Below are 20693 nucleotides of genomic sequence, written 5' to 3' on the forward strand. Positions count from 1 at the left end.
ATTCGGGCGGTGGTCGACGGCAACAGGCGGCGGATCGTGCGGTGCGGCCGTCGATGTGGTCGCCGGGGCGTCCGCTGCCGCGTAGGGAGGTCAGGCGGGCGTTCTGGAGCCGGATCGCCGAGGGCGCCAGTAGCGAGGAGGCCGCGCTGGCGTGCGGCGTGGCGCAGGCGGTCGGTTCCCGCTGGTTCCGTCAGGCTGGCGGCATGCCACCGATCAACGTTGCCGAGCCGTCGGGCCGGTATTTGTCGTTCGCCGAACGCGAGGAGATAGCGATCTTGAAAGCGCAGGGTCGTGGCGTGCGAGAGATCGCACGCCGGATCGGGAGGGACCCTGGGACGATCTCGCGTGAGCTGCGGCGCAATGCCGCGACCCGTGCCGGTGAGCGTGAGTATCGGGCGTCGGTAGCGCAATGGAAGGCCGAGAAGGTCGCCCAACGGCCGAAGATCGCGAAGCTGGCAGCCAATGAGCGGCTGCGTGAGTACGTGAGCGAACGGCTCTCCGGTACGGTCACCGGCGCCGACGGCAAGCCGATATCCGGGCCGAACGTGCCCTGGGCCGGTCGACGCCACGGGCCGCGGGCGGACCCGCCGGTGGGGAGCCTGCTGGAGCCCGGAGCAAATCAGCAAGCGACTGCGGGTCGATTACCCCCATGATGAGAGAATGCGCATCAGTCACGAGACGATCTATCAATCGCTGTATGTGCACGGCCGGGGGGCGCTCAAACGCGAGCTGACCGCGTGCCTACGCACCGGCCGCGCCCTTCGTGAGCCGCGAGCGAGGACCCAGTCGAAGGGTAAGAAGTTCGTTACCGACGAGGTGCGGATCAGCCAACGGCCGGCCGAGGTCACTGACCGGGCCGTGCCCGGGCACTGGGAAGGTGATCTGATCATCGGGTTGAATCGATCGGCGATCGGCACGCTGGTCGAGCGCACCAGCCGGTTCACGATGCTGCTGCACCTACCGAGGATGCAGGGATACGGCGGCGGGACCGTCAAGAACGGGCCGCCTCTGGCCGGGCACGGCGCCGAAGCGGTCCGGGACGCGATCCTCGCCCAACTCGGCTCAATGCCCGAGCAGCTGCGCCGATCATTGACCTGGGACCAAGGCGCCGAAATGGCACACCACGTCCAACTCACGATCGATTCCGGGATCGCCGTCTACTTCGCCGACCCCGCCTCGCCCTGGCAGCGCGGCAGCAACGAAAACACCAACGGACTCCTGCGCCAATACTTCCCGACTTGTATGTCTCCAGCGGTGTCGTGATCGGGTTGGCCGCCCGTAACGTGCCGCAGGAGGCCGGGCAGGCTGGCTCGAGTACTTCCTGCCGCCCCGGTGGGGCTGGCTGTCTTTGGGTGTGTCGACCTGCCCGGACTCCGTTCGCGGCCTGACTCAACAGAGGCGTGAACTGCGAGGCCACCCTGGTTCTCGAAGTCGGACTGTCGGCCGCGGATTCCCCGACCCCGACCATGCGAGAACGGAGACTGCCGCCGATGATGCTGATCGGTATCGACCCGCACAAGCACACTCATACCGCGACGACCGTGGCCCCGGACACCAACCAGGACGTTGCCTCGATGCGCTTCGGCGCCAGCCTGAGCGAGTACGAGCGCATGCTGGACTGGGCCGCCCAGTGGCCCCAGCGGCGCTGGGCGGTCGAAAACGCCGACGGCATGGGGCGACACGTGTCCTCCTGGCTGCTGGCCCGGGGAGAACAGGTCGTGGATGCGCCGCCGCGCGCGACCGCGCGGGTGCGGCAGCTCTCCCGCGGGGCGGGGCGCAAGAATGACCGCATTGATGCGGCTGCCGCAGCGTGCGTCGCCGCACTGCAAGGCGAGGCCTATCCGCTGCACCCCGAAGGCCCCACTGACGCTCTGGCACTACTCGACGAGCGCCGCACGAACATCTCCCAGGCTCGGGTGCGGGCCGCGAATCAGCTCCATGCCTTGTTGCGGGCGCTGCTTCCCGGCGGGGCACCACGCGAGCTCTCCGCGGCCAAAGCCGAGCAACTGCTGGCGTCTTTCGGTCCCGCTGGCATCGTCGAACGCACCCGCTACCAGCTGGCCACCGACCTGATCGCCGAGATCCGTGCCTACGACGTGAAGCTCAACGACAACGCCAAGGCCATGGCCGGGCTCGTCGAACACACCGGCAGCACATTGACCAGCATCCCCGGCGTCGGTGTGATCACCGCCGCGCGCCTGCTGGCCCATACCCGCAATCCTGGCCGGTTTCCGACCGCGGCCGCGTTCGCCAACTACGCCGGCACCGCTCCCATCGAGATCGCCAGCGCCGAGCGCACGCGTCATCGCCTGTCACGCCGTGGTAATCGCCAACTCAACTCGGCGCTGCACATCATCGCCATCACCCAAACCCGACAACCAGGAAGCCCCGGCAACACCTACTACACCGGTAAGCTCGCCGAAGGAAAAACCCGACGTGAAGCACAACGCTGCCTGAAACGTCGACTCGCCAACCGCATCTGGCGCACCATGATCGCCGACGAACGCAACCGCACATCAGGGACGGGTCCGGGAGGACACTCGGGGGCGACTCTGACATCCAGCGCGGCCGGCGCAACCCCGCCCGCCGACTCTTCGGATCAGTCACTTCCCGGACCCGTCGACAACGAGCCTACCTCCCCAACGCCACCGGGTTGACAAACACAGAGGCACCCAAAGGAACCGACCTGTCCCGCTGGGGCGTCGACGAGCTCGACGCAGTCGCCGCCACCCTCAACCGCCGTCCACGTAAGACACTCGCGTGGCGCACTCCAGCCGAAGCATTCACCGACCAGTTATCATCTGTCGCGTAGGTCAATGTTGCAGCGACCCCTTGAACCTAAGCAATACACCTCTATCCGGTTCGCCGAGCACCTCGAGCTCGAGGAGATCCGGCCGTCGATCGGCTCGGTGGGCGATCGTATGACAACGCCCTGATGGAAAGCGTGATCGGCCTGTTCACAACCGAGTGCATCCGCACCACCGTCTTCCACGACCACCCGTTCCTCACCATCGCCGACGTCGAGTTCGCCACCGCCGGCTGGGTCGACTGGTACAACAACCAGCGGCTGCACAGTAGCCTCGGCTACGTGCCGCCCGTCAAGTACGAGGCAGCCCACTACGCAACCCTCAACCGAAAGCCGCAACCCGCATAGGAGCGGCAAAGAACCAGGGGCGCTTCAATACGGCCCCTCCCAACACTCAAACGACACCACCAACCCCATACAACACCTCCAACACCCCACAACGCTCACGACCCGACATCACGGCACGAGCCTAGCCACCGCCCCGCACCCGCGACTCCGCCGAACCACCCGCACGCGCCCGCACCCACGGCTCATCACCCGCCGACGACGCCACCAAACCCTCCACCGACCACCGAAGCTCACTGCGCCCCCCGGAATCCTCGCCCCCGCTCGGCCGCGGCCACCGCCGCAGAATCCGCTCCGCCTCCCCCGCCACGGCTGGATCCTCGGCCGCCTGCTCCAACACCGCATACGCATCCGCACGACCCGAACGCTCCAACACCCCAAACAACAACAACCGACTCGACCCATGCGAAGCATCCCCAGCCAACTCCACCACCGTGCTCACCTGCCCCTCATCCCCCACATCACACAACGACCCCAACGCCACCGCAAGACCATCCTTCGGCCCTTTCTCCTGCTCACGCCGAAACACCGCCACCAACTCACCCCACGCCTCACGCGCCTCCGGCACCCCCAACGCCCGCGCGATCCCCTCCCGCACCCGAGCCGGATACTCGCCTCCCAAATGCCGCAGCAACACCGGCACCGCATCCGCATACGGCTTATGCCTATACAACTCCCACACCGACTTCACCGGATACCCCAACCCCTGCAACTCCCCCACCAACGGCGCCTCCGCCCGCCGCCACTCATCCACCCGAGCCTGATGCTCCGCCTCACGGCGATCCCGCTCAGCCACCCACTCCGGATCCGACTCCAACGCCGCCACCAACTCCGCAGCCGTACGACCACCACGCCGACGCCGACCAGCACACACACCACATCACCTCCAGCGCGTATGGCCAGCTACTACGGTATGGGCCATACCCTGACCGTGCTGGCGTTCGCGTCAATAAACTCCTGTGGGGCGCTAAACGGGATCGCAAGTGATCGATAACCTGACGGTCCCCGAACGAACCAGATGTTCCGCACGAAATAGCAACGGCTGGCCAGGAAAGTGAATTTCACCTACCCCTCCCGCCTACACGCATCCAACGCCCGAATCATAAACGGCCACAGCCAGTTAACATCATCCCACAGATCGAAGGAACACAGCTCCTGACCCTCCACCGTCCACACGATTGCACCCGGAACCCAGGTGCAATCGCCGTCAAAACGATCAAGACCATGGATCGGGATGAACTCACCCTCACCAAGCCGCACATAACTACGACTATTGATAACACTCATGGCGCAGGGTAAAACTGTACGATCCTCGTCCGACATCCAAAACATACTGAGCCCTTCCCAACCTGGGTGGACGGTGGTTGGCGGGTAGTCGGCCCAAGCCATGTCGGTGATTAACAAAGAGTCAACCTCCTGGTAGGAGCGGTGTCGACCAAGATCACCAAGAATCTTCCGCACAGCGCACCACAATCCGCGACAGCAACGCCAACGCCTGCGCGGTCCTCCGCCGACGCGACCACCCACCCAGGACGCTACGCTCCTCGTCGGCCAGGTCCACGGGCTCAAGCGTCCGGCTCGGCATCGCCACATCCTACAGCCACCAACGAACTACCAACCCACGACACTAGTTATCGTGTACACCCCGAAAGACGTCTTCATTTGAGCAACCACTCCCGTCCCGACCAACTGTGGCTGTCAATGCGACCAGAAGACTCGGAGAGCTAGGCAGCGGTGCCTGTCGTCAAAAATCAGGATAGTCAACAACGAACACCTCCTGAATGTCAATCGTACCAGGGTACTTCGCCGCTTGACGCATAGACTCATTCTCCTGCTCAAACATTTCGGAAAGCTTTGATACGATCTTCTTGTCATCGCCCATAAATGCAACAACAAAAGGAACGTTCTGTGTACGCAAGCGATCGTATACTCCGACTATAACGATGATAAATGACTTGAGCGTCTCCATACGATCGGCAAGCAAGTTGCCGTGACCGGTGACAAACCATACCATTCCGGATTCGTTGGCCACATAATCGGTATCTGATATCCAATCGATAGCCCCATCAATCCCGCCGATCGGATCAGGAAGCACAAGCTCCAGGTTCAGGATGTCGATCAGTGAATCATTATCTACCGCTGCACCAACATCAAGATGTACGACACTCGAACCTGCCTTGCGCATCGCGGACTCAATGACTTCAGATTGCCTTTGATCGGCTGACAAATAAACTACATTGGAGGGAATAACTGTACTCATCATGGCCCAATTTCTATATAACCCGACTCGTGGTCCCAATAATACATAACGTCCGGATTGCTCTTGTCTCCGCCTATAATCAACCTATGCTTACCACGCTTAGCACCTTCTGGGGCTACTGTCCATTCACGATAATACCCATCAGGCTGTTGGGGTAGATCACCAAAGCGATTGTGGAACCTTTTGCCGTCATGGCCAGGGGCTCTTTCCTTTCCTTGACTTGCCCGAGTCGCTGTCCTTTCTACCTCGTCGATAACGGCGTCTGATAGTCCTGCATTTTGCAGCCTATCACGACAAATGTTGTGTACCAGGATTTCCTGTTCACCAACATGATAGGTGTGTATATCCGCAACTTCCAGATTATAGGCCGTATCCTGGCGAGCAGTCTCCACCTGAAGACCTTCGACCGTCAACGCCCGGGCGTCGGCGGACAACACATTATCGCCCGGATTAAGTTGATCTGCCCGAATGAACTCCTCGTCGTCCACGCTCCAGAAGGGGTGATCGGCCGTCGTAGTCAGTGTCTTCCCGTCGACATCGAGATCAAGTAACGTATCTTCGTGAACGAATACGTGCAGCACTTCCCGCGCAGCCTGCTCACCTGTCTCGGGGTCGGTGGCTAACACCTCGTCACCAACTTCGACCTCCGCGATCGGCTTAACCGATCGGTTGGCCATCACCACCTCAGTCTCACCATCGAAACTGCACGCTCGCGCGGCGGTGCGAGCGCCTCTGGAGGTATTACCCAGTCCTTTAGTGCCGGCAATCGCTTCAATGACCATCATGAAGGCGTAGCCGGAGGCTTCGCCGTAGTCGCCATCGCTCCAACTGTCAACGACCGGCGCGACCATCGCCTCGCCCATGCGCTGATCCGCCGACTGCATGGCAAGCAAGCTCAGCATGCCCGTTTCCATCGCGCCTTGACAGTCAGTGGCTGCCGCTGGATTCCACAACCCCTGACGACACGAGTTCACCGTACTGAAGGCGCCGCTGACCATATCCCAGTTGCCGGTGACGGTGTCACGAAGATACTCGCCCGCACCTTTGAAGAAACCACCGACCTGCGGAACTATCACCTCTGTCGGCTCCACGATAATCCGTGCGCCAGGGCGAGATCCCGTCACACTGCTGCTCGTTATCGTCGTTGCCGGTCCCTGACTCCGCGCCCGCGTGTTGCGTATCGCGGTCTGCTGCACCTCGATCTGGTGCTCACGCGTGGATGCGTTCTCCTCGCTCGAGTCACCGATCAAGCCATCGGGGCCCCACTCCGCATGCAATCCGTCTGGGTCGCTATAGTTCACCGGCGACTGGTTCGAGTACGCATACCCGTGCATCTGCCGGGTATCGCCATAGTCGCTGAGCAACGGATCATCCGACTGCGGCCACGCGTCGGACGCCAAACCCGCATCGTCCGGATAGGCGCTTAGGTGATCCGTCACCGCCCGATGATAAGGATGTTCCTCGAAACAGCCTTCGATCCCCAACAGGTCGAACGCCGCGTGTGTAAGAAGCCCGGCGAGTTCCTCCTCCATCACCTGGTCAGCTTCGTACGACTGCCGCGCTCGTCGGTATCAGCCTGAGCCATCCGATTCCGTAGGGACGATTCACTGATACCTAGACTCTTGGCCAACTCAACGACCGGTTCCTCGCCCAAACTCGCCAGCTCCACGGTACGCTGCCGACACTCAGACGGGTGAGGTATGGACATGCGAACACCCCTCCCTGGTAGCCGCAGCCACCAGGCATCAGGTCTCCGCGCTACGGGTCCAAGCTCAGAGACATAACACACGACACGGCGCCCAATCGCCCAGTCCTCCAGTAGGATGGGTGTACTGATCCGACACCATATATTTGACGTCAATGCCCGTCACAGCAACGTCCTGAATTGCTTGCATTCACCGTCCCGCCTGACCATCATCTGGTCGTGCTCAGAACATATTAACTATTGCTATAAACAATATCCTCAATTTTCAACACCGCTACAGCAATCTGCGAAGCACTTTCCCAGTCTCTATCGCCAAGCAACTCACTGCTACCCCGACTCGTATAGAACCTGACTCTAGATCCTTGCATAAAGAAATCCTCATCGCTTACATCAACAAACACATGCACTAACGAACGCAACGTTTCGGACCCCGGTAAGGATGCAGCATCACGTAACATCCACTTCGCCAATCCAACACCCCGCACAGCAGCTCTCTTCAGGTACTTATCTATATCATTTCGCGGGAGATCATCAAGCGAGAGATAGACATCATTAGCTGAATACTCATACTCGCCAACCTCGTAAGGAGATATACTTCCCGGTACGCAAGGGGAACTCAGTGCAACCAAAATCAGCGCGCCAGAGCCGTCCACGCGCCATCCATTCTCTGCAATCCTGTCGGCTTCCTCCGAATCACCCGGAGTATACTCAACGTCCGCAATATTCGGTAGAATCTCATCCATCCGAGAATTAGTTATCATCACTGGCCTATACCTAAGTACTTGTAAGCCTTGTCGATCGCTGAACTAGGTATTCTAGCCGCCTCCCTCGGAGAAAGCATCTTGCCAGTTCCTTTCTGGAACCATTGATCGCTAGTTGGGTTATAATAGTACTTATCTCCGGACTTGGCACCTCGCCCGGTATACTGCACATGAATACCAGCAGAATTGGGCTTCCCAGGAGACGGATTCTCCACGTCAACTCGGAAATTTTCGCCTCTTCTTCCTAGATATACAGTCTTACTCGGAAGTTCTGGTGAATTAGGACTAGAGGTTAGTCCACACCCTTCAGGAATACTGTTCTGTACGAGAGCCTCGCCGGAATCAATTCCGACGTAATAGGTGTGTACTCCTGATACCGTAAGGTTGTGTACCCGAGTTTCCGCACTCCACTCACGAACTTGCTGGACCTCGCGTTTCTCTCCGTTACCACCCGAAAGGACCGCGCCAGGCTGTAGATCTCCCGCGTCGATCCACTCTTCGCGTTCAGATTCCCAGAACCCGTGATCGGTCGTGGCTATGACGCTTCCGTCCCATACCTGATCGGTCCCGGCATCCGAGTGAGGGGCAAGCGGCTGGGTGATCACGTGCTGAGAAGGATTCTGCTTATCCTGTATTTCTGTAGTAATCTCGACGAGATTCTGATCGCCGTCGTCGACGAGCGTGGCCACTACCTCGCGTCCGGAAGCCTCGTCCGTTTCGGGATCCTTGGCTAAAACTTCGTCACCGATTTCGATCTCGGCAATATCATTGAGCTCACCATCGGCCATCCTGACCTGAGTACCTGGCACGAACGAGGCGCAGGAACGCCGACCGCTCGTATGCAGGGCCCTCCCGGAGCGTGCCGTGAGTCTAAGAGTGTTCCAGGCTCGTCCGAACGGTGTTAAGGCAAGACATGACTCCACGTTACCTTCAGAGCAGCGACCGGCATCGGCGACCCCGCTGAGCTCGGAAAGCCCTGTCAATATGCCGGCTACGACTACTCCGCCAGAGACCCGTTGCGGACGAGGGCCACAAGCCGCCGGCCTACTTCCTCCAGTGTCACCTTCGATAAAGTTACAAATTGTCTGGAGTTTATCGAAGTCAGTTATATTAACATAATCAGCCCAGGTGAACTGCGGATCGACGGCGTGCCCTTGACCCATCAGTGTATGCGTCTCGGAGAATCCGAATCCTCCATCGACAACAGGATCACTCCACGAAGCCCCGACCGGAATGATGTTCGATGTCCTCGCCGTTCGGCTCCGCGCCCGCCTATTGCGCTCAGCGGACTGCTGCACCTCGATCTGGTGCTCACGCGTGGATGCGTTCTCCTCGCTCGAGTCACCGATCAAGCCATCGGGACCCCACTCCGCATGCAATCCGTCTGGGTCGCTATAGTTCACCGGCGACTGGTTCGAGTACGCGTACCCGTGCATCTGACGGGTGTCGTCATAGTCGATAATCGGATCCGCCGACAGGAACCGCCCGATCTCCGGGTCATAGTGCCGGGCTCCGATGTGGGTCAGGCCAGTCGTGTCTTGGTCACCGCCGAGGAAGCCCTTCCGGTTCGGCCAGTCCGGTTCGTTCCCGCGTGGCGTGCCGAACGGCGTGTGATGCCGCTGGGTCACCTCCAGGGTGCGGACATCCATGGTGAGCACGCCGGTGCCTTGGTGGTCGCCGTGCAGCCACGATGCACCGGAGGGATCCCGCTGGATCGCGACCATCCCGCCGTGCTCGTAGTAGCGGATGCCGTCGATCCACGAGTTCCCCTCCTCGACGCGCAGTTCCATGCCCGGCAGGTACAGCGTGGTCGCCTCCGGGTCATCGACCAGGAGCCGCGTGCCGTCGGCGTCGTAGATGTACTCGGTGGCCTCCCCGTTGGCTTCGACGACCTTCTCCACCCGGCCGAAGGCATCCCATTCCAGGGTTTGCTCGTCGCCGTCGATCTCCCGCGAGACGGTGTTGCCTGCCTCGTCGTAGCCGAAGTGGGAGACGCTCTCGGTCCCGTTCGGCGCGGTTTCGTGAACCTCGTCCACGGTGTGCGGGCGACCGAGGCCGGTGTCCGGGTCGACCTCCGGGTGTTCGTATTCCCGCACCGTCTCGCCGCTCCCGGCCGGGTCGTGTTCGGTCTCCACCGTCCGGTTGCCGGACTCGTCGAATTCCCACTCCAGCCAGTACGGGGCCGCGCCGCCGAGGTTCTCGGCCGCCGGATCGGCGTCGCATTCGCCGTCCTCCGGTGTCCACGCCTGGTTGAGCCGACCCAGCCAGTCGTGGTCGAAGCACTGCACATCGTCGGCTCTCCCGAGGGGTTCGTCCGCGATGCGTTCGATGTTCCCGGCGTCCTCGTAGCTGTAGCGGCGGTCGACGACCCGGGAATCGGTGGAGGTCTGGCGGTCCACGATGGTGCGCGACAGGCGCCGGGTGTCTTCCTCGTAGAAGTTGGTGGTGTAGACGTTGTTCGAGCTCTGCTCGCTGCCCCGCCGGATCTGGTGCACCTCACCGAACACCGTGTAGCTGGTGTCGGAGACGAATGTCGACCGCATACCGGTGGCCGGGTTCCAGGCGTACGAGCTTTCCGGCAGCCCGTCCTCGTCGTAGGTGCGGTGGATGACCTCCTCGGCCAGGTTCCCGGCTTCCGGAACCCGTTCGGTGGCGACCTTGCCGGTGTCGGTGTAGGTCGTCTCGAACTCGTACTCGCCGCCGAGCACCCCGGCGGTGTCCGGGATCGAGTACGTGGTGCCGGTTTGCCGTCCAGCGTCGTCGTATCCGGTCACTTCGACGGTGAACGGATCACCGTCGACATAGCGCGTCGACGACACGGGCCTGCCGTCACCGAGGCTGTCGAAGGTGTGCTCGATCAGCGTCGGACCATCGAGCGAACCCTCATGGACCGCCGTCTCGCGGCCGATCTCGTCGTAGCGGTAGGCGAGCGATTCCCCTCGGGCGTCGGTGGTCGATACCTTCAAGCCCGCCTCGTTGTACTCGGCGTGCGACTCGCCCGCGTCGGGGTCGACCGTGCGGACCCGGTTTCCGACGAGGTCGTACTCGAACGACCAGGTTGCCCCGCCGGGGCCGGTCACTGATTCCAGCTCGCCCGCGGGTGTGTAGCTGTACTCGGTGGACTGGAAGTCGTCCGGATCGTGCGAGCCGGAGCGGGCCGCCTCGGCCGAGGTGTAGTCCCGCTTCTCGACCGACTGTCCCAACGCGTTGGTCAGCACGGCCGTCGCTGTGCCGCCTTCGGGCGGGACGGTGCTGGTCATCTCCTCGCCGTGGTAGATGGTCTCGACACGCCACCGTTCTTCGGCGAAGCTGCGGAAGATCTTGTCGGTTTCCCGGCCACGGTCGTCGTACTCGTGCACGGTCTGCGCCGGTACGGCGTTGTCGCTGACGCCGAGCAGTTCCGGCTCGACGTCCTCCTCGTTCCAGTACGGACCGTTCTTCTTGACCTTCAGGCCACGGGAATCGTGGACGGTGTCTTCCAGTATCCGTCCACCGGTCGGGGCTGGTTGCTGCGTCTGCCTCGGACGCAGCAGTCCGTCCAGAAGTTCGTACGAGGTCCGGTACGAACCGTCGTCTTGCAGGGTCTCCGATTCGACGTAGGTGGGGGCGTCGTCCCGGTAGGTGTAGCTGAACCGGCTCGACGGCTGGTCCCCGTCGGTGCGCTTCGGGTCCCAGACCTGCGTGACACGTCCCAGCGCGTCGAGCTCGGCCGACGTGGTGACTCCTGCCGGGTCGGTCATGCTGACGGGCTTGCCCCGCAGCGGATCCATCTCGCTGCTGGCGGTGTGCCCCTTCGGGTCGGTCACGGTGACCTCGGTGACCGGCCCGTGCTCCGGCGAGTACTCGGTGGTGGTTTCGCCGCCGAGCGCGTCCACACCGGTGTTCATGCGCCCGTAGTCGTCGTACTCGGCGCTGGTGGTCGACCACTCCTTGCCGTCGGCGGTCCAGTCGTGCAGGACCTCGGCGTGGGTGATGTCGCCGGTGGTGGGCGCCTGCCCGTTGTCCCTGCCGTCGTAGGACAGGCGCTCGCTGCCCAGCACCGTGTCGGGATCGGCCTGGCTGTCACAGGTGCCCTCGTGGGTGACGGTTTCCGAGACCGCACCGATAATGTTCGCGTCTCGGTTGTGGACATACGACGTCCGGGTGCACGTCTCGTCACCGGTCGTGGAGCGGTCACCCCACTCGTCGACCTCGCCTAGATCTTCCGTGGCGACGGGCAGGGCGTCGCCGTCGAACTCGGTGTTGGACTGGTTGTAGCGCCAGGATCCGTCGGACATCCTGGCTTTGCCTCGCACGGATTCCGAGTCGGTCCGCCAGGCGCGTGCGGTGCTGCCGTCGCCACGCTCGCCTTCGGCCGTGGGGCCGTGCCGCCAGGGGTCGTGCACGGTGAGCCCGACGAGCTCGCCGTCCTCGATGACGCGTTCCTCACGCAGCATGCCCGCGTAGGCCTCGTGGTCGCGGACCGAGCCGCCCTCGCCGCTGACTGTGACGTCGCGAGTGCCGGACGGCAGCCTGTCGTCGTCCATGCCGCGCAGGAACGTTGATTCGGAGACGATCTGCTCGGCCTCCGAGTCACCCTGGATGGTGCGAACCGTCTCGAAGCCACGCCAGACCGACCAAGTCCGCTCGTCCTCGTCGACGAGCTCGTTGGTGTCCCAGGCCCAGGCACCGCCGCCGTCGTACTCGTAACGGTGGTGAACGGCCGGGTTACCGCCGACCTTGTCCTGCTCGACGACCTCGTCGACCACGTACTTGTGGAACCAGTCGAGGATCGGTTCGTCGTAGCCGCTGTAGGGTTTCCACCAGGTGGGGAAGCACAGCAGCGTGTTCTCGTGCGGCTCGGGGAAGTCGGTGTCGGTGTCGCATTCCGCCTCGGCATAGGACACGCCGACGAACCCGCCGTGCCCGTTGTCGACGCCGGTGAGCCGGTAGCGGGGCAGCGGCCGGTCGTCCACGTCGTCGACCCGGTTGTCCATGGGGATGCCTTCGAACACCGCCTCCGGGGCGGTCTCCGTTCCTGCGGTGTGGCCGGTCCGCTGCACCGATTCCAGCCACAACGCTGGATCCGTGCCATCGGTCGTACCCGGGAACAGGTGGTCCAGTTCCCAGGAGTCCACGGTTTTCCAGCCGCCGTGGTGGAGCTTGGTGGTCACGCCGGTCAGGCGCTTGGTGGTGAAGAACGCCGGTGAGTGGCTACCGGGGTCCCAGCCGCCGGTCTCCTCGATCATCTCCGCCTGGCAGTCGTCGCCTTCCTCGCAGATCAGATCGACCGGGGTGTCGGGCCAGTGGTCGGCGTTGTCCTCGGTGCGCTCGGACTCCGTGCACTCCACCCCGTCCGACGGTAGGCACCGCTCGTCGACGTCGAACTCCACCTTCGCCGACGGCGTGCCGTACAGGTTGCCCTCCCGCAGGCCGTACTCAACCCGCGTCGGGTAGCCGCCACGCACGTACTCGGTGGCGTCACCCTCCACATCGGCCAGTGTGTAACGGTTGGTTTCCTGCTCGTAGTAAAACGACATGGCGTTGCCATGCGGGTCGATCACCAGATCGAGGTTCCAGCGCCACGCCTGGTCGCACCACGAGTCCTCGAAGTCGCTCGCATGGCACGGCTCCCCGGAGTGGTTACCGAAAACCGGGGCGGTGAACGTGGAGTTCGTCTCCGGATCACCGCTGGACCAGCCCGGCAGCCGGTTCCGCCCGAGGAAGTACTGGGTGCCGTCGGTCGTGGTCACCTTCCAGTACTCGCCGTTGCGGGCACCGTTGTCCGCACCGGTCAACCGTTCGATCTCGGCTCCGGAGTCGGCGGAGGCCACCCACTCGCCCGTGTCACTGTCCTTGATCAGCTCACCCGTAACGCCGCCGACCTGGATGGTGGCGTTGTCCGAGAACCAGCACAGATCGCCGGAGTCGTCGGGCTCGTTACCACCCTCGTCCTCGGCGCACGGCTTGTACTGGCGTTCGATGAAGCCACCCGGCGTGAAGCCCCAGCCATCACCGACCCACGAGGCCTGGTTGTTGGTGGCGCTGGTGCGGCCGTCGACCGAGCCCGAGTCGTAGCTCAACTGCAGGTTCGGCTTCAACCCGCCCGGCACATCCGGGGTTTGGAACGGGTAGGAGTACTCGAACGAGCCGGACTGGTTGCCGGCCGCCCACTCGCCCGCGGGGGACAGATCGGTGGCAGTGAAGTCCCCTTCCGGCCCCTTGGCGCCTGCTACCGCAGCCAGCACGGTGGGGGAGTCCTCGTCCTCGTCACCGTCACCCTGCGGCGCACTACCGCCGCCACGAACCTCACTGCCGTCATCGGCGTCGGGATCGGTATCTTCCCGGCCGTTCTCGTCGCCCGACCCGGAATCGCCCGCGCCGTCCTGCTCATCCCGTCCAGCGCGATCCGGTGTGGACTCGGTGTCCCCGTCGTCCTCCGGTTCCGCGAGCGCGACCTGCGCGCTGACCGTCTGGCTGCTCGGGTCGTTCTCGCCGGGTACCGGCGAGGCAGTGCGGCATTCCTGCTCGTCGGGATCGGTCAGCGCGCACTCCGGTAGCTCCAGCAGCCGCAACCGCGAGGACCAGCCCGCGCCGTAGGCGGTGGCGAAGTCGGAGTAGTCCAGCTCGACCTCGACGCTGCCGCCATTGTTCCCGTCGGCATCAGCCACGGAAAACGCGACGCCAGTCACGCCGAGCTCGGACGCCTCGTCGCGGTCCAGCATCCGTACGCGCAGACGTTCCGGACCGGCACCGTCGGCCGCTCGCGGCTGCGCGCCGCGACCGACCCGCACCGGCAGCCCGTCCGCTTGTGCCTTCCCCGCCCCGGCCGCGCGTTCCTGGGCCTGTGCAGGCAACTGGACCATGGCGGTGCCCGCACCCGGCCACTGTGGTTCCGGCAGCGACGTGATCGCGTTGTCCCTGGTCTGGTCGTCGCTCATCGACTCGGCGACCGCCACCGGTTCACCCTCGACCGAGGTCTCCTCCTGCAGTTCCGGGAGGTCCACGTCCCCGGTCCAGTCCGGCTGCCCCGTCGGGTCGGGAGCGGTCAGCAGCGAGGCTCCCATCGTCACCGCCGCACCGGCGGCCACCAGCTTCGTCGCCGCAGCCAACCCGAGCCCTCCGCTGGACAGCACCCCGGCGGTCCAGCCCGCTCGGCGCATTCCCACACGCTTGCCGATGACACCGGTCTTGTGGTTCGTCTCGCTCATGTTTCACCCTCGTTATGGGACAGATCGTCCCGCCCCTGTTTCAGTGACAGATCGAAATAGCGGGGCTTTACCATTCCTCGCCCGGCGTGACGGCTACACCGGAGTGCACCCGCACGTCCCGGACACCGCCGAGCCAGGGATCCACGTCGTTGCCTTCCCAGCGGCTCCTGCCGATCAGCAGCTCACCCGAGTCGCTCGCCAGCGGCCCGATGCCGGTGCGTTTCGGCTCGTCCAACTGCTTGATCTGGTGATTCCCGTCGTCATCCACCCCGTCGGGCATCGTGGACTGCGCTACGCCGTTGACGAAGAAACGGAGCTCCTCCCTGGCGGCGTCGTAGGTGACCGCCAGCTCGGCCCACATGCCTTCGGTGACTTCCCGGTCCGACAGCATGGTCCGGATCACCGGAGCGTCTTGCGATCCGGTCATCACCATCACTCCCCAGCGGTTCCAATCGGGCCGGTATCCCACGAACACCGGTGCGTACTCCTGCCCGGAGACGGCGAACGCGGCCCGCGCGTACTCGTCCACTCCGTCGTGCCGGGCGAACCCGGACAGCGTGAAGGAGCCGCTCGTATCCACCGTGCCGGGCAGATCCGCCACGATCTCGCCCATCGCGTCGCCGCCCCAGCCGGAGAACAGCGCGCCGTCGCCGTCGGGATTCCAGCTCACCGAGCCGGGCGCGCTACCGGACCCACCGGCCTCGACCATCTGGTAGTCGTCGGTGGTGAGGTATCCCTCCGAGCGCAGCGTCAGCGAGAACGAGATCCGCTCGACCCCCTCCGGGACCGGCGGGGTGTCGGCCTTCACCTGCTGCCAGTCATCGGTGGGGTCGAGCACGTCGACGGTGTCCCACCATTCCCAACCGTCACCGTCATGTGTGAACAGCGCCAGCGCGGTGTCCTCGGTGTCGGTCCGGTACCAAGCGGACACCGAGTAGCTCGTGCCTTCCTCGACGGTCGCTGCGCAGTCGAGTGAGGACTGCCGGATACGCCGTACACCGGATTCGTGATCGCTAATGCTCAGGTGAGCGGCGTACGCGCTGTCGCGGCCCTCGACCTGCTCCACCGACCAGTCGTGGTCACCCCAACCGGGAGTGGACCAGCACTCCGGGATGCCGTCCGCGTCCCATTCCGTCAGATCGGGGTTCTCCAGCAGGTTCAGCTCCTCGCTTCCCTCCTCGGCCAGGCCGGTCACGGTGGCGTCGTGGTCCCCCACGTTGTCAGCAGCGGTCGTCCCGGCGTCCTCGTCCAGCGGGTAGCGAGCCCGCTCCACCGGCATGGCGGCGCGGTCAGCGATCTCACCCTCCGAGATCACCCGGTCATGCACGGTGACCTCGTCGATCGCACCGGGGAAGTGGCTGATGTGGTTGCCTCGTGAGGTGTTCCGACCAACGGCGAAGGTCCCGTCAGCGTCCCAGGTGTCGCTGAAGCTCGCTTCAGCCTCCAGAACACCGTCGACATAAAGACGATTAGTGTCAGACGCAGCGTCATATACGCCAGTCAGATGCGTCCACTCTCCGACCTCCGGTGATTCCTCCGACAATGCGCGACTGAAATCCGGGTAATCCACGTCTTCTTCGGGTCTAGTGAATGCCCACCGATCGAACGCGTAGTTGTACTGCAAAATGAAGCCGCTACGACGCGTGCCGTCCTGCGACAGCACCGTGGCCGACCCGTCGTCGTGGTCGAGCTTGGCCCAGGCGGATACGGAGAACGAGTCGGTGGTGTCCAATACCGGCTCGCCGGTGGCGGCGTGCTGGTCGTCCCCGTCGAGGTGCAGCCCGTCGTCGCGGTAGCCATCACCGAACGTCGCCCCGTTCCGCAGCTCCAGGATTCCGGCATTGCCGGTGGAGTCACTGCCGTCGCCGTCGAGTTCCCAGGAAGCGATGGGGCCGCTTTCCTCGTCGACATTGAAGGTGTAGTACTCATGGCCGTCCGGTTCGTCCTCGTCCGGTTCGACCCGCTGCGAGGGGTTGCCGGCCTTGTCGAAGGACTTCACGTAGATCGTGTTGGGTCCTTCTTCGGGTGGGGTCACCCCGATGACCGCAGTACCGTCCGAGCGCGCGGGCACGATGTTGTCGAACTTGTCGGGCTCCAGCGACCAGCCGTAGTGATCGACGTCGACCTCGCCGTCAGCACCGGTCGGTTCACCGGGTGTCAAGGTGAACCATCCGGTCTTGCCGACCGCGCCGTGGTAACCGTCGGTCTCGTCGGCATCGGGATACAAGCCGTCGAGGGACTCGATTCCCGGGGTGTCCGGCGGGGTGTAGTCCAGCATGAACCGGCAGAACTCGCTGGTGGAGCCGCCGGGCCCGGCTGGTGGCGAGGTCGCCCCGTGCTCGTCGCGTGCCCGGACCCGCCAGGACACCAGCCCCTCGTCCTCCAGCCAGTCGTCCGGGACCGTGACCTGGTGGATCCCGCCGGAGGGCTGGTAGTCGGTTTCCAGCGTTCCCAGGAACGAACCGTTCCTGCTGAACGAGAAGCGCGCCTGCACCCAATCGCCGTCCGGATCGGACGCCCGCGCGCGGAGGGTGATGTCGCCGTCGCCGACCCACGTTTCGTAGCGGTTTTCACCGCAGCCGAGGTTCTCGGTGCCGTTGTACGCGGCGAGATGAGTGGGCTTGTCCGGCGGGACGTTGTAGGTGACACGCAATCCCGGGTTGGTCCGGAAGCGGCGCCAGTCGTCGTTGGTGGCGCTCTCGTCGGCACCGCCCATGCCGAACGTCGCCACGCCCGTCCCGTTGTCGATCAACGAGCGGACGTAGTTGCGCACCTCGGTGCCGCTGCCGCTGGTCCAGTTACCGGCATCCGGACAGCCGCTGTAGGCGTTCACCTCGCCGATCTTGCTCACCAGCGATGGGCCGTTCCCCCAGCTCATGTTCGAGTGGATCCTGCCCGTGGCGTAGACCTCGGTGGTTCCCGAGCAGTAGTAGGAGTTGTTGACAGTCAGGTAGAGCCGTGCGTCGTCCACATGGGCGTTGCTCGGGATACTGGAGACGTTGAAGTCAAAGTACGACCGGGCGGTGACGGTCTTGTTGTTGAAGCTGTCCCAGACGCGCCCGGTTTTCATCAGGTCGTCGGGGTCATCGTTCCAGGACACCCCACCTTCCTGGTACAGCACCAGGTAGTTGCGCATGTTGCAGTCGGTGCAGCCGTAGGAGGGGTCGATGTAGACCGGGTACTCGGTCTCCTCGTCATCAAGGAAGTCCTCGTCCGGGGTCATGGCGACCTCGTCGTCGGTGACCGCCACGTCCATGACCGCCTGTCGGGCCTGCTCCGATCGGGCGTCCCGCGCGGAGCCCTCACGTTCGCCGGCCCGCAGTGCCGTGGCCGAGATTTCGCCGGTGGAGTCCCACATCCGCGAGGCGTCACCGACGAACACGACCTCCCCGTTGTCGTTGGTGACCTCCAGCATGGACGGTTCCGCACCGTCCCCCTCGTAGCCGTCCTCGCCGGTGGCAGGGTGCGGCCTGGTGGCCACGTCGGTGCCACGAGTGTGGTTGCCGAAACGCACCTGCTGTAGTTCCGGCTGGTTCGCGGCTTCGCGGTCCTGAACCACAAGCACCTGCGAGAAGCCGGTGTCGGTGACGGTGACCTCCAGGTCAACACCGGGCAGCACCTCGGGGTAGGTCGCGGTGTCGCCGTCCAGTTCCGGCTGGGGCAGCGGCCCGCCCCAGTGTTCGGCGTCCCAATCCAGGCCGACCTCAGCGCCGTCGTGCTCCATCACCACCAGCGGCGTGTCGGCGCCACCGCCGGAGAGCGCCAGGTCAACCGTGGTGGTACTGGGCCCGACGGTCCCGTCGTCACGTGCCTGGAGGGTGGTATCCACATCCACCCACTCGCCTGCTTCCCTGGTACGCACCGGTGAGCGGTGCGAGATCTGCTCGAAGCCGCCCTCCGGCAGGGCGACAGTTTCCTCCGTGGCGGTGGTCAGCGACTCCACTCTGGCCGGTTCTCCGGTCTCCAGCGCCCGCTCGGCGGCTTCGGCATGCTCGGCGAGGAGTTCCGCTTCCGCTGCGCCGCCGTCCTCAGCGTGCTCACCCGTTGTGTCGTCGTCCGCCTCGGCAGCCTGTGCCGTGACGGGCGTACCGAGCGGCACCAGCGAGACCATCATGGCCAACGCCGCGACCATCGCAGTGACAGGTCCCCATCGCCGTCTATTGGCAGTGGAATGCACGAAGCCTCCCAGGTCTCGCCCCCAGTCGCCCCAGCGCGCCCCAGTGGTACGCCCCAGTGATCCGGTCTTACCTAAACGAGGGATACGCAATCATCCGAAAGCAGACATGCGCAATAACAGGAACGTAACATCATTCGCGGCGTTAACGTTATGGAAAGGTAGTTTGGTGATGGTCCGGGTGGCGGTTGACGGCGCCTCGCTTGCTCGCCCGCAGGCCTGTGACCTGCCGGCACAGCACCGTCCCTTGCGGTGAATCTCCCGCGCGGCGCTCCCGTGACACCCGGTGAAGGTCTAGGTTGGGCGCTCGACCGAGATGGAGGGAGAGCGCAATGGGGTTGCCCGACAGCACCGCCCGGGCGCGCGAGCTGGGCACCGAGCTGCGCCGCGCCCGCGAGGCGACGGGATTGAGCGGCGTCGAGATGGCGCGCAAGCTGGGCTGGTCGCACAGCAAGGTCTCCCGTATGGAGAGCGGGCAGCGGCCAGGGTCCGAAGTGGACAACGCCATCTATCTGAGTAGCTGTGGCGTGCCGCGCGCGGAGCTGGAACGGTTGCTGAAGCTGGCGCGGCAGGCCGACGACGGCTACTGGGTACGCCCACACGGCCATGGCCTGCCGGACGAGCTGCGATCACTGGTCGTGCAGGAAACCACCGCTGCGGCGATCACCAGCTTCGAGCTCGCCCGGATCAACGGGCTGCTACAGACCGAGGAGTACGCGCAGGAAATCGTGCGCAACTCCGCGGCTGTTCCTGCCGATGGGGTAGAACTGCGAGTCCAGGCGCGGATGGCGCGGCAGGCGTTGCTGCGCCGCTGCCGCCCACCGGTGCTGCTGTTCTACGTGCACGAACACGCGCTACGGCTGCCGGTGGGCGGCGCTGCGGTGATGCACGAGCAACTGCTCCAGCTGGTGTTCGTCACCTCGCTGCCGCACTGCTCCGTCCGGGTGGTTCCCAACTCGGCCGGCGCCCACCCCGGGCTCGCCGGGCCGTTTCGACTGATGGAATACACGGATCACCCGCCCGTGGTGTACGTGGAGAACGAGGTGTCCAGCCTGTTCCTCGAGCAACCCGCAGACATCGCCACCTACCGCCGGATCCTCGCGCACCTCGCCGAACTCGCCCTGGATGAGGGACAATCCAGGCAACGGCTTGCCGAGCTGGCAAGCGAGTACGACCGAGCGGAGGATGGATCGCGATGCCTGCCCGCGAGCACACCGGTCTGACCTGGCGGACGAGCAGCTACAGCGGCGGCAACGGCGACTGCGTCGAGGTCGCCTGGCGGACGAGCGCGGTGGCCGTACGGGACTCGAAGGACCCCGACGGGGGGATCCTACAGGCCCCGGTAGGTGCCTGGCGCGCCTTCCTGGCCACGCTGCGCTAGCGGCGGAACCGCCCACCACACACCGGCAGGGAGCTGAACGTGGCGTTCGTTCCCTAGAGGGCGCTGAACGT

General features: G+C 64.2%; 9 protein-coding genes and 3 pseudogenes. 6 read left to right on the forward strand and 6 right to left on the reverse strand.

Features of this window, described 5'->3' with window-relative positions:
* Positions 1-53: 53 nt before the first annotated feature.
* The 4 genes and pseudogenes from F8178_RS18270 to F8178_RS18285 form a co-directional block, all read left to right on the forward strand.
* A pseudogene (locus F8178_RS18270) lies at positions 54-1236 on the forward strand (IS30 family transposase); the annotation flags it as partial.
* A gap of 254 nt (positions 1237-1490) precedes the next feature.
* Positions 1491-2657: an IS110 family transposase gene (locus F8178_RS18275; RefSeq protein WP_317496059.1), complete on the forward strand. Its 1167-nt coding sequence runs from the start codon at positions 1491-1493 to the stop codon at positions 2655-2657.
* Positions 2624-2812, forward strand: a pseudogene (locus F8178_RS18280) (IS30 family transposase); the annotation flags it as partial. The gene F8178_RS18275 and the pseudogene F8178_RS18280, both read left to right, overlap by 34 nt.
* 25 nt (positions 2813-2837) lie before the next feature.
* Positions 2838-3154, forward strand: a pseudogene (locus F8178_RS18285) (transposase); the annotation flags it as partial.
* 121 nt (positions 3155-3275) lie between these two features.
* Here the strand turns inward: F8178_RS18285 and F8178_RS18290 are convergent.
* The 6 genes from F8178_RS18290 to F8178_RS18315 all read right to left on the reverse strand — a co-directional run bounded on the left by F8178_RS18290 (position 3276) and on the right by F8178_RS18315 (position 19199).
* On the reverse strand, positions 3276-3977 hold the full coding sequence (locus F8178_RS18290; protein WP_317496060.1) for a hypothetical protein: 702 nt from the start codon (positions 3975-3977) through the stop codon (positions 3276-3278).
* Between the two features lie 918 nt (positions 3978-4895).
* Complete coding sequence (locus tag F8178_RS18295; protein WP_317496061.1) at positions 4896-5414, reverse strand: hypothetical protein; 519 nt, start codon at positions 5412-5414, stop codon at positions 4896-4898.
* Positions 5411-6943, reverse strand: coding sequence for a polymorphic toxin-type HINT domain-containing protein (locus tag F8178_RS18300; RefSeq protein WP_317496111.1), 1533 nt, complete (start codon positions 6941-6943; stop codon positions 5411-5413). Before F8178_RS18300 ends, F8178_RS18295 begins: the two co-directional genes overlap by 4 nt.
* A gap of 406 nt (positions 6944-7349) precedes the next feature.
* The gene (locus tag F8178_RS18305; protein WP_317496062.1) at positions 7350-7859 is read right to left on the reverse strand and encodes a hypothetical protein; all 510 of its coding nucleotides are present in this window, start codon (positions 7857-7859) and stop codon (positions 7350-7352) included.
* A 17-nt stretch (positions 7860-7876) separates the two neighbouring features.
* Positions 7877-15067: an RHS repeat-associated core domain-containing protein gene (locus F8178_RS18310; protein ID WP_317496063.1), complete on the reverse strand. Its 7191-nt coding sequence runs from the start codon at positions 15065-15067 to the stop codon at positions 7877-7879.
* Between the two features lie 67 nt (positions 15068-15134).
* Entirely contained in the window at positions 15135-19199 is a 4065-nt protein-coding gene (locus tag F8178_RS18315; RefSeq protein WP_317496064.1) for a LamG-like jellyroll fold domain-containing protein, read from the reverse strand.
* Between the two features lie 374 nt (positions 19200-19573).
* Between F8178_RS18315 and F8178_RS18320 the strand changes: the two genes are divergently transcribed.
* Positions 19574-20464, forward strand: coding sequence for a helix-turn-helix transcriptional regulator (locus tag F8178_RS18320; RefSeq protein WP_317496065.1), 891 nt, complete (start codon positions 19574-19576; stop codon positions 20462-20464).
* Positions 20437-20622: a DUF397 domain-containing protein gene (locus tag F8178_RS18325; protein ID WP_317496066.1), complete on the forward strand. Its 186-nt coding sequence runs from the start codon at positions 20437-20439 to the stop codon at positions 20620-20622. Before F8178_RS18320 ends, F8178_RS18325 begins: the two co-directional genes overlap by 28 nt.
* The last annotated feature ends 71 nt before the right edge of the window (positions 20623-20693 follow it).

Origin of the sequence: Haloechinothrix sp. LS1_15 (genome assembly GCF_033042135.1) — a bacterium.
Classification (GTDB): domain Bacteria; phylum Actinomycetota; class Actinomycetes; order Mycobacteriales; family Pseudonocardiaceae; genus Haloechinothrix.

Excerpts from the sequence above, each read along its gene's own strand:
- F8178_RS18325 (WP_317496066.1), top strand. The coding sequence starts at position 20,437 with ATGCCTGCCCGCGAGCACACCGGTCTGACCTGGCGGACGAGCAGCTAC.
- F8178_RS18310 (WP_317496063.1), bottom strand. The coding sequence starts at position 15,067 with ATGAGCGAGACGAACCACAAGACCGGTGTCATCGGCAAGCGTGTGGGA.
- F8178_RS18300 (WP_317496111.1), bottom strand. The coding sequence starts at position 6,943 with ATGGAGGAGGAACTCGCCGGGCTTCTTACACACGCGGCGTTCGACCTG.
- F8178_RS18275 (WP_317496059.1), top strand. The coding sequence starts at position 1,491 with ATGATGCTGATCGGTATCGACCCGCACAAGCACACTCATACCGCGACG.
- F8178_RS18305 (WP_317496062.1), bottom strand. The coding sequence starts at position 7,859 with ATGGATGAGATTCTACCGAATATTGCGGACGTTGAGTATACTCCGGGT.
- F8178_RS18295 (WP_317496061.1), bottom strand. The coding sequence starts at position 5,414 with ATGATGAGTACAGTTATTCCCTCCAATGTAGTTTATTTGTCAGCCGAT.
- F8178_RS18315 (WP_317496064.1), bottom strand. The coding sequence starts at position 19,199 with ATGGTCGCGGCGTTGGCCATGATGGTCTCGCTGGTGCCGCTCGGTACG.
- F8178_RS18320 (WP_317496065.1), top strand. The coding sequence starts at position 19,574 with ATGGGGTTGCCCGACAGCACCGCCCGGGCGCGCGAGCTGGGCACCGAG.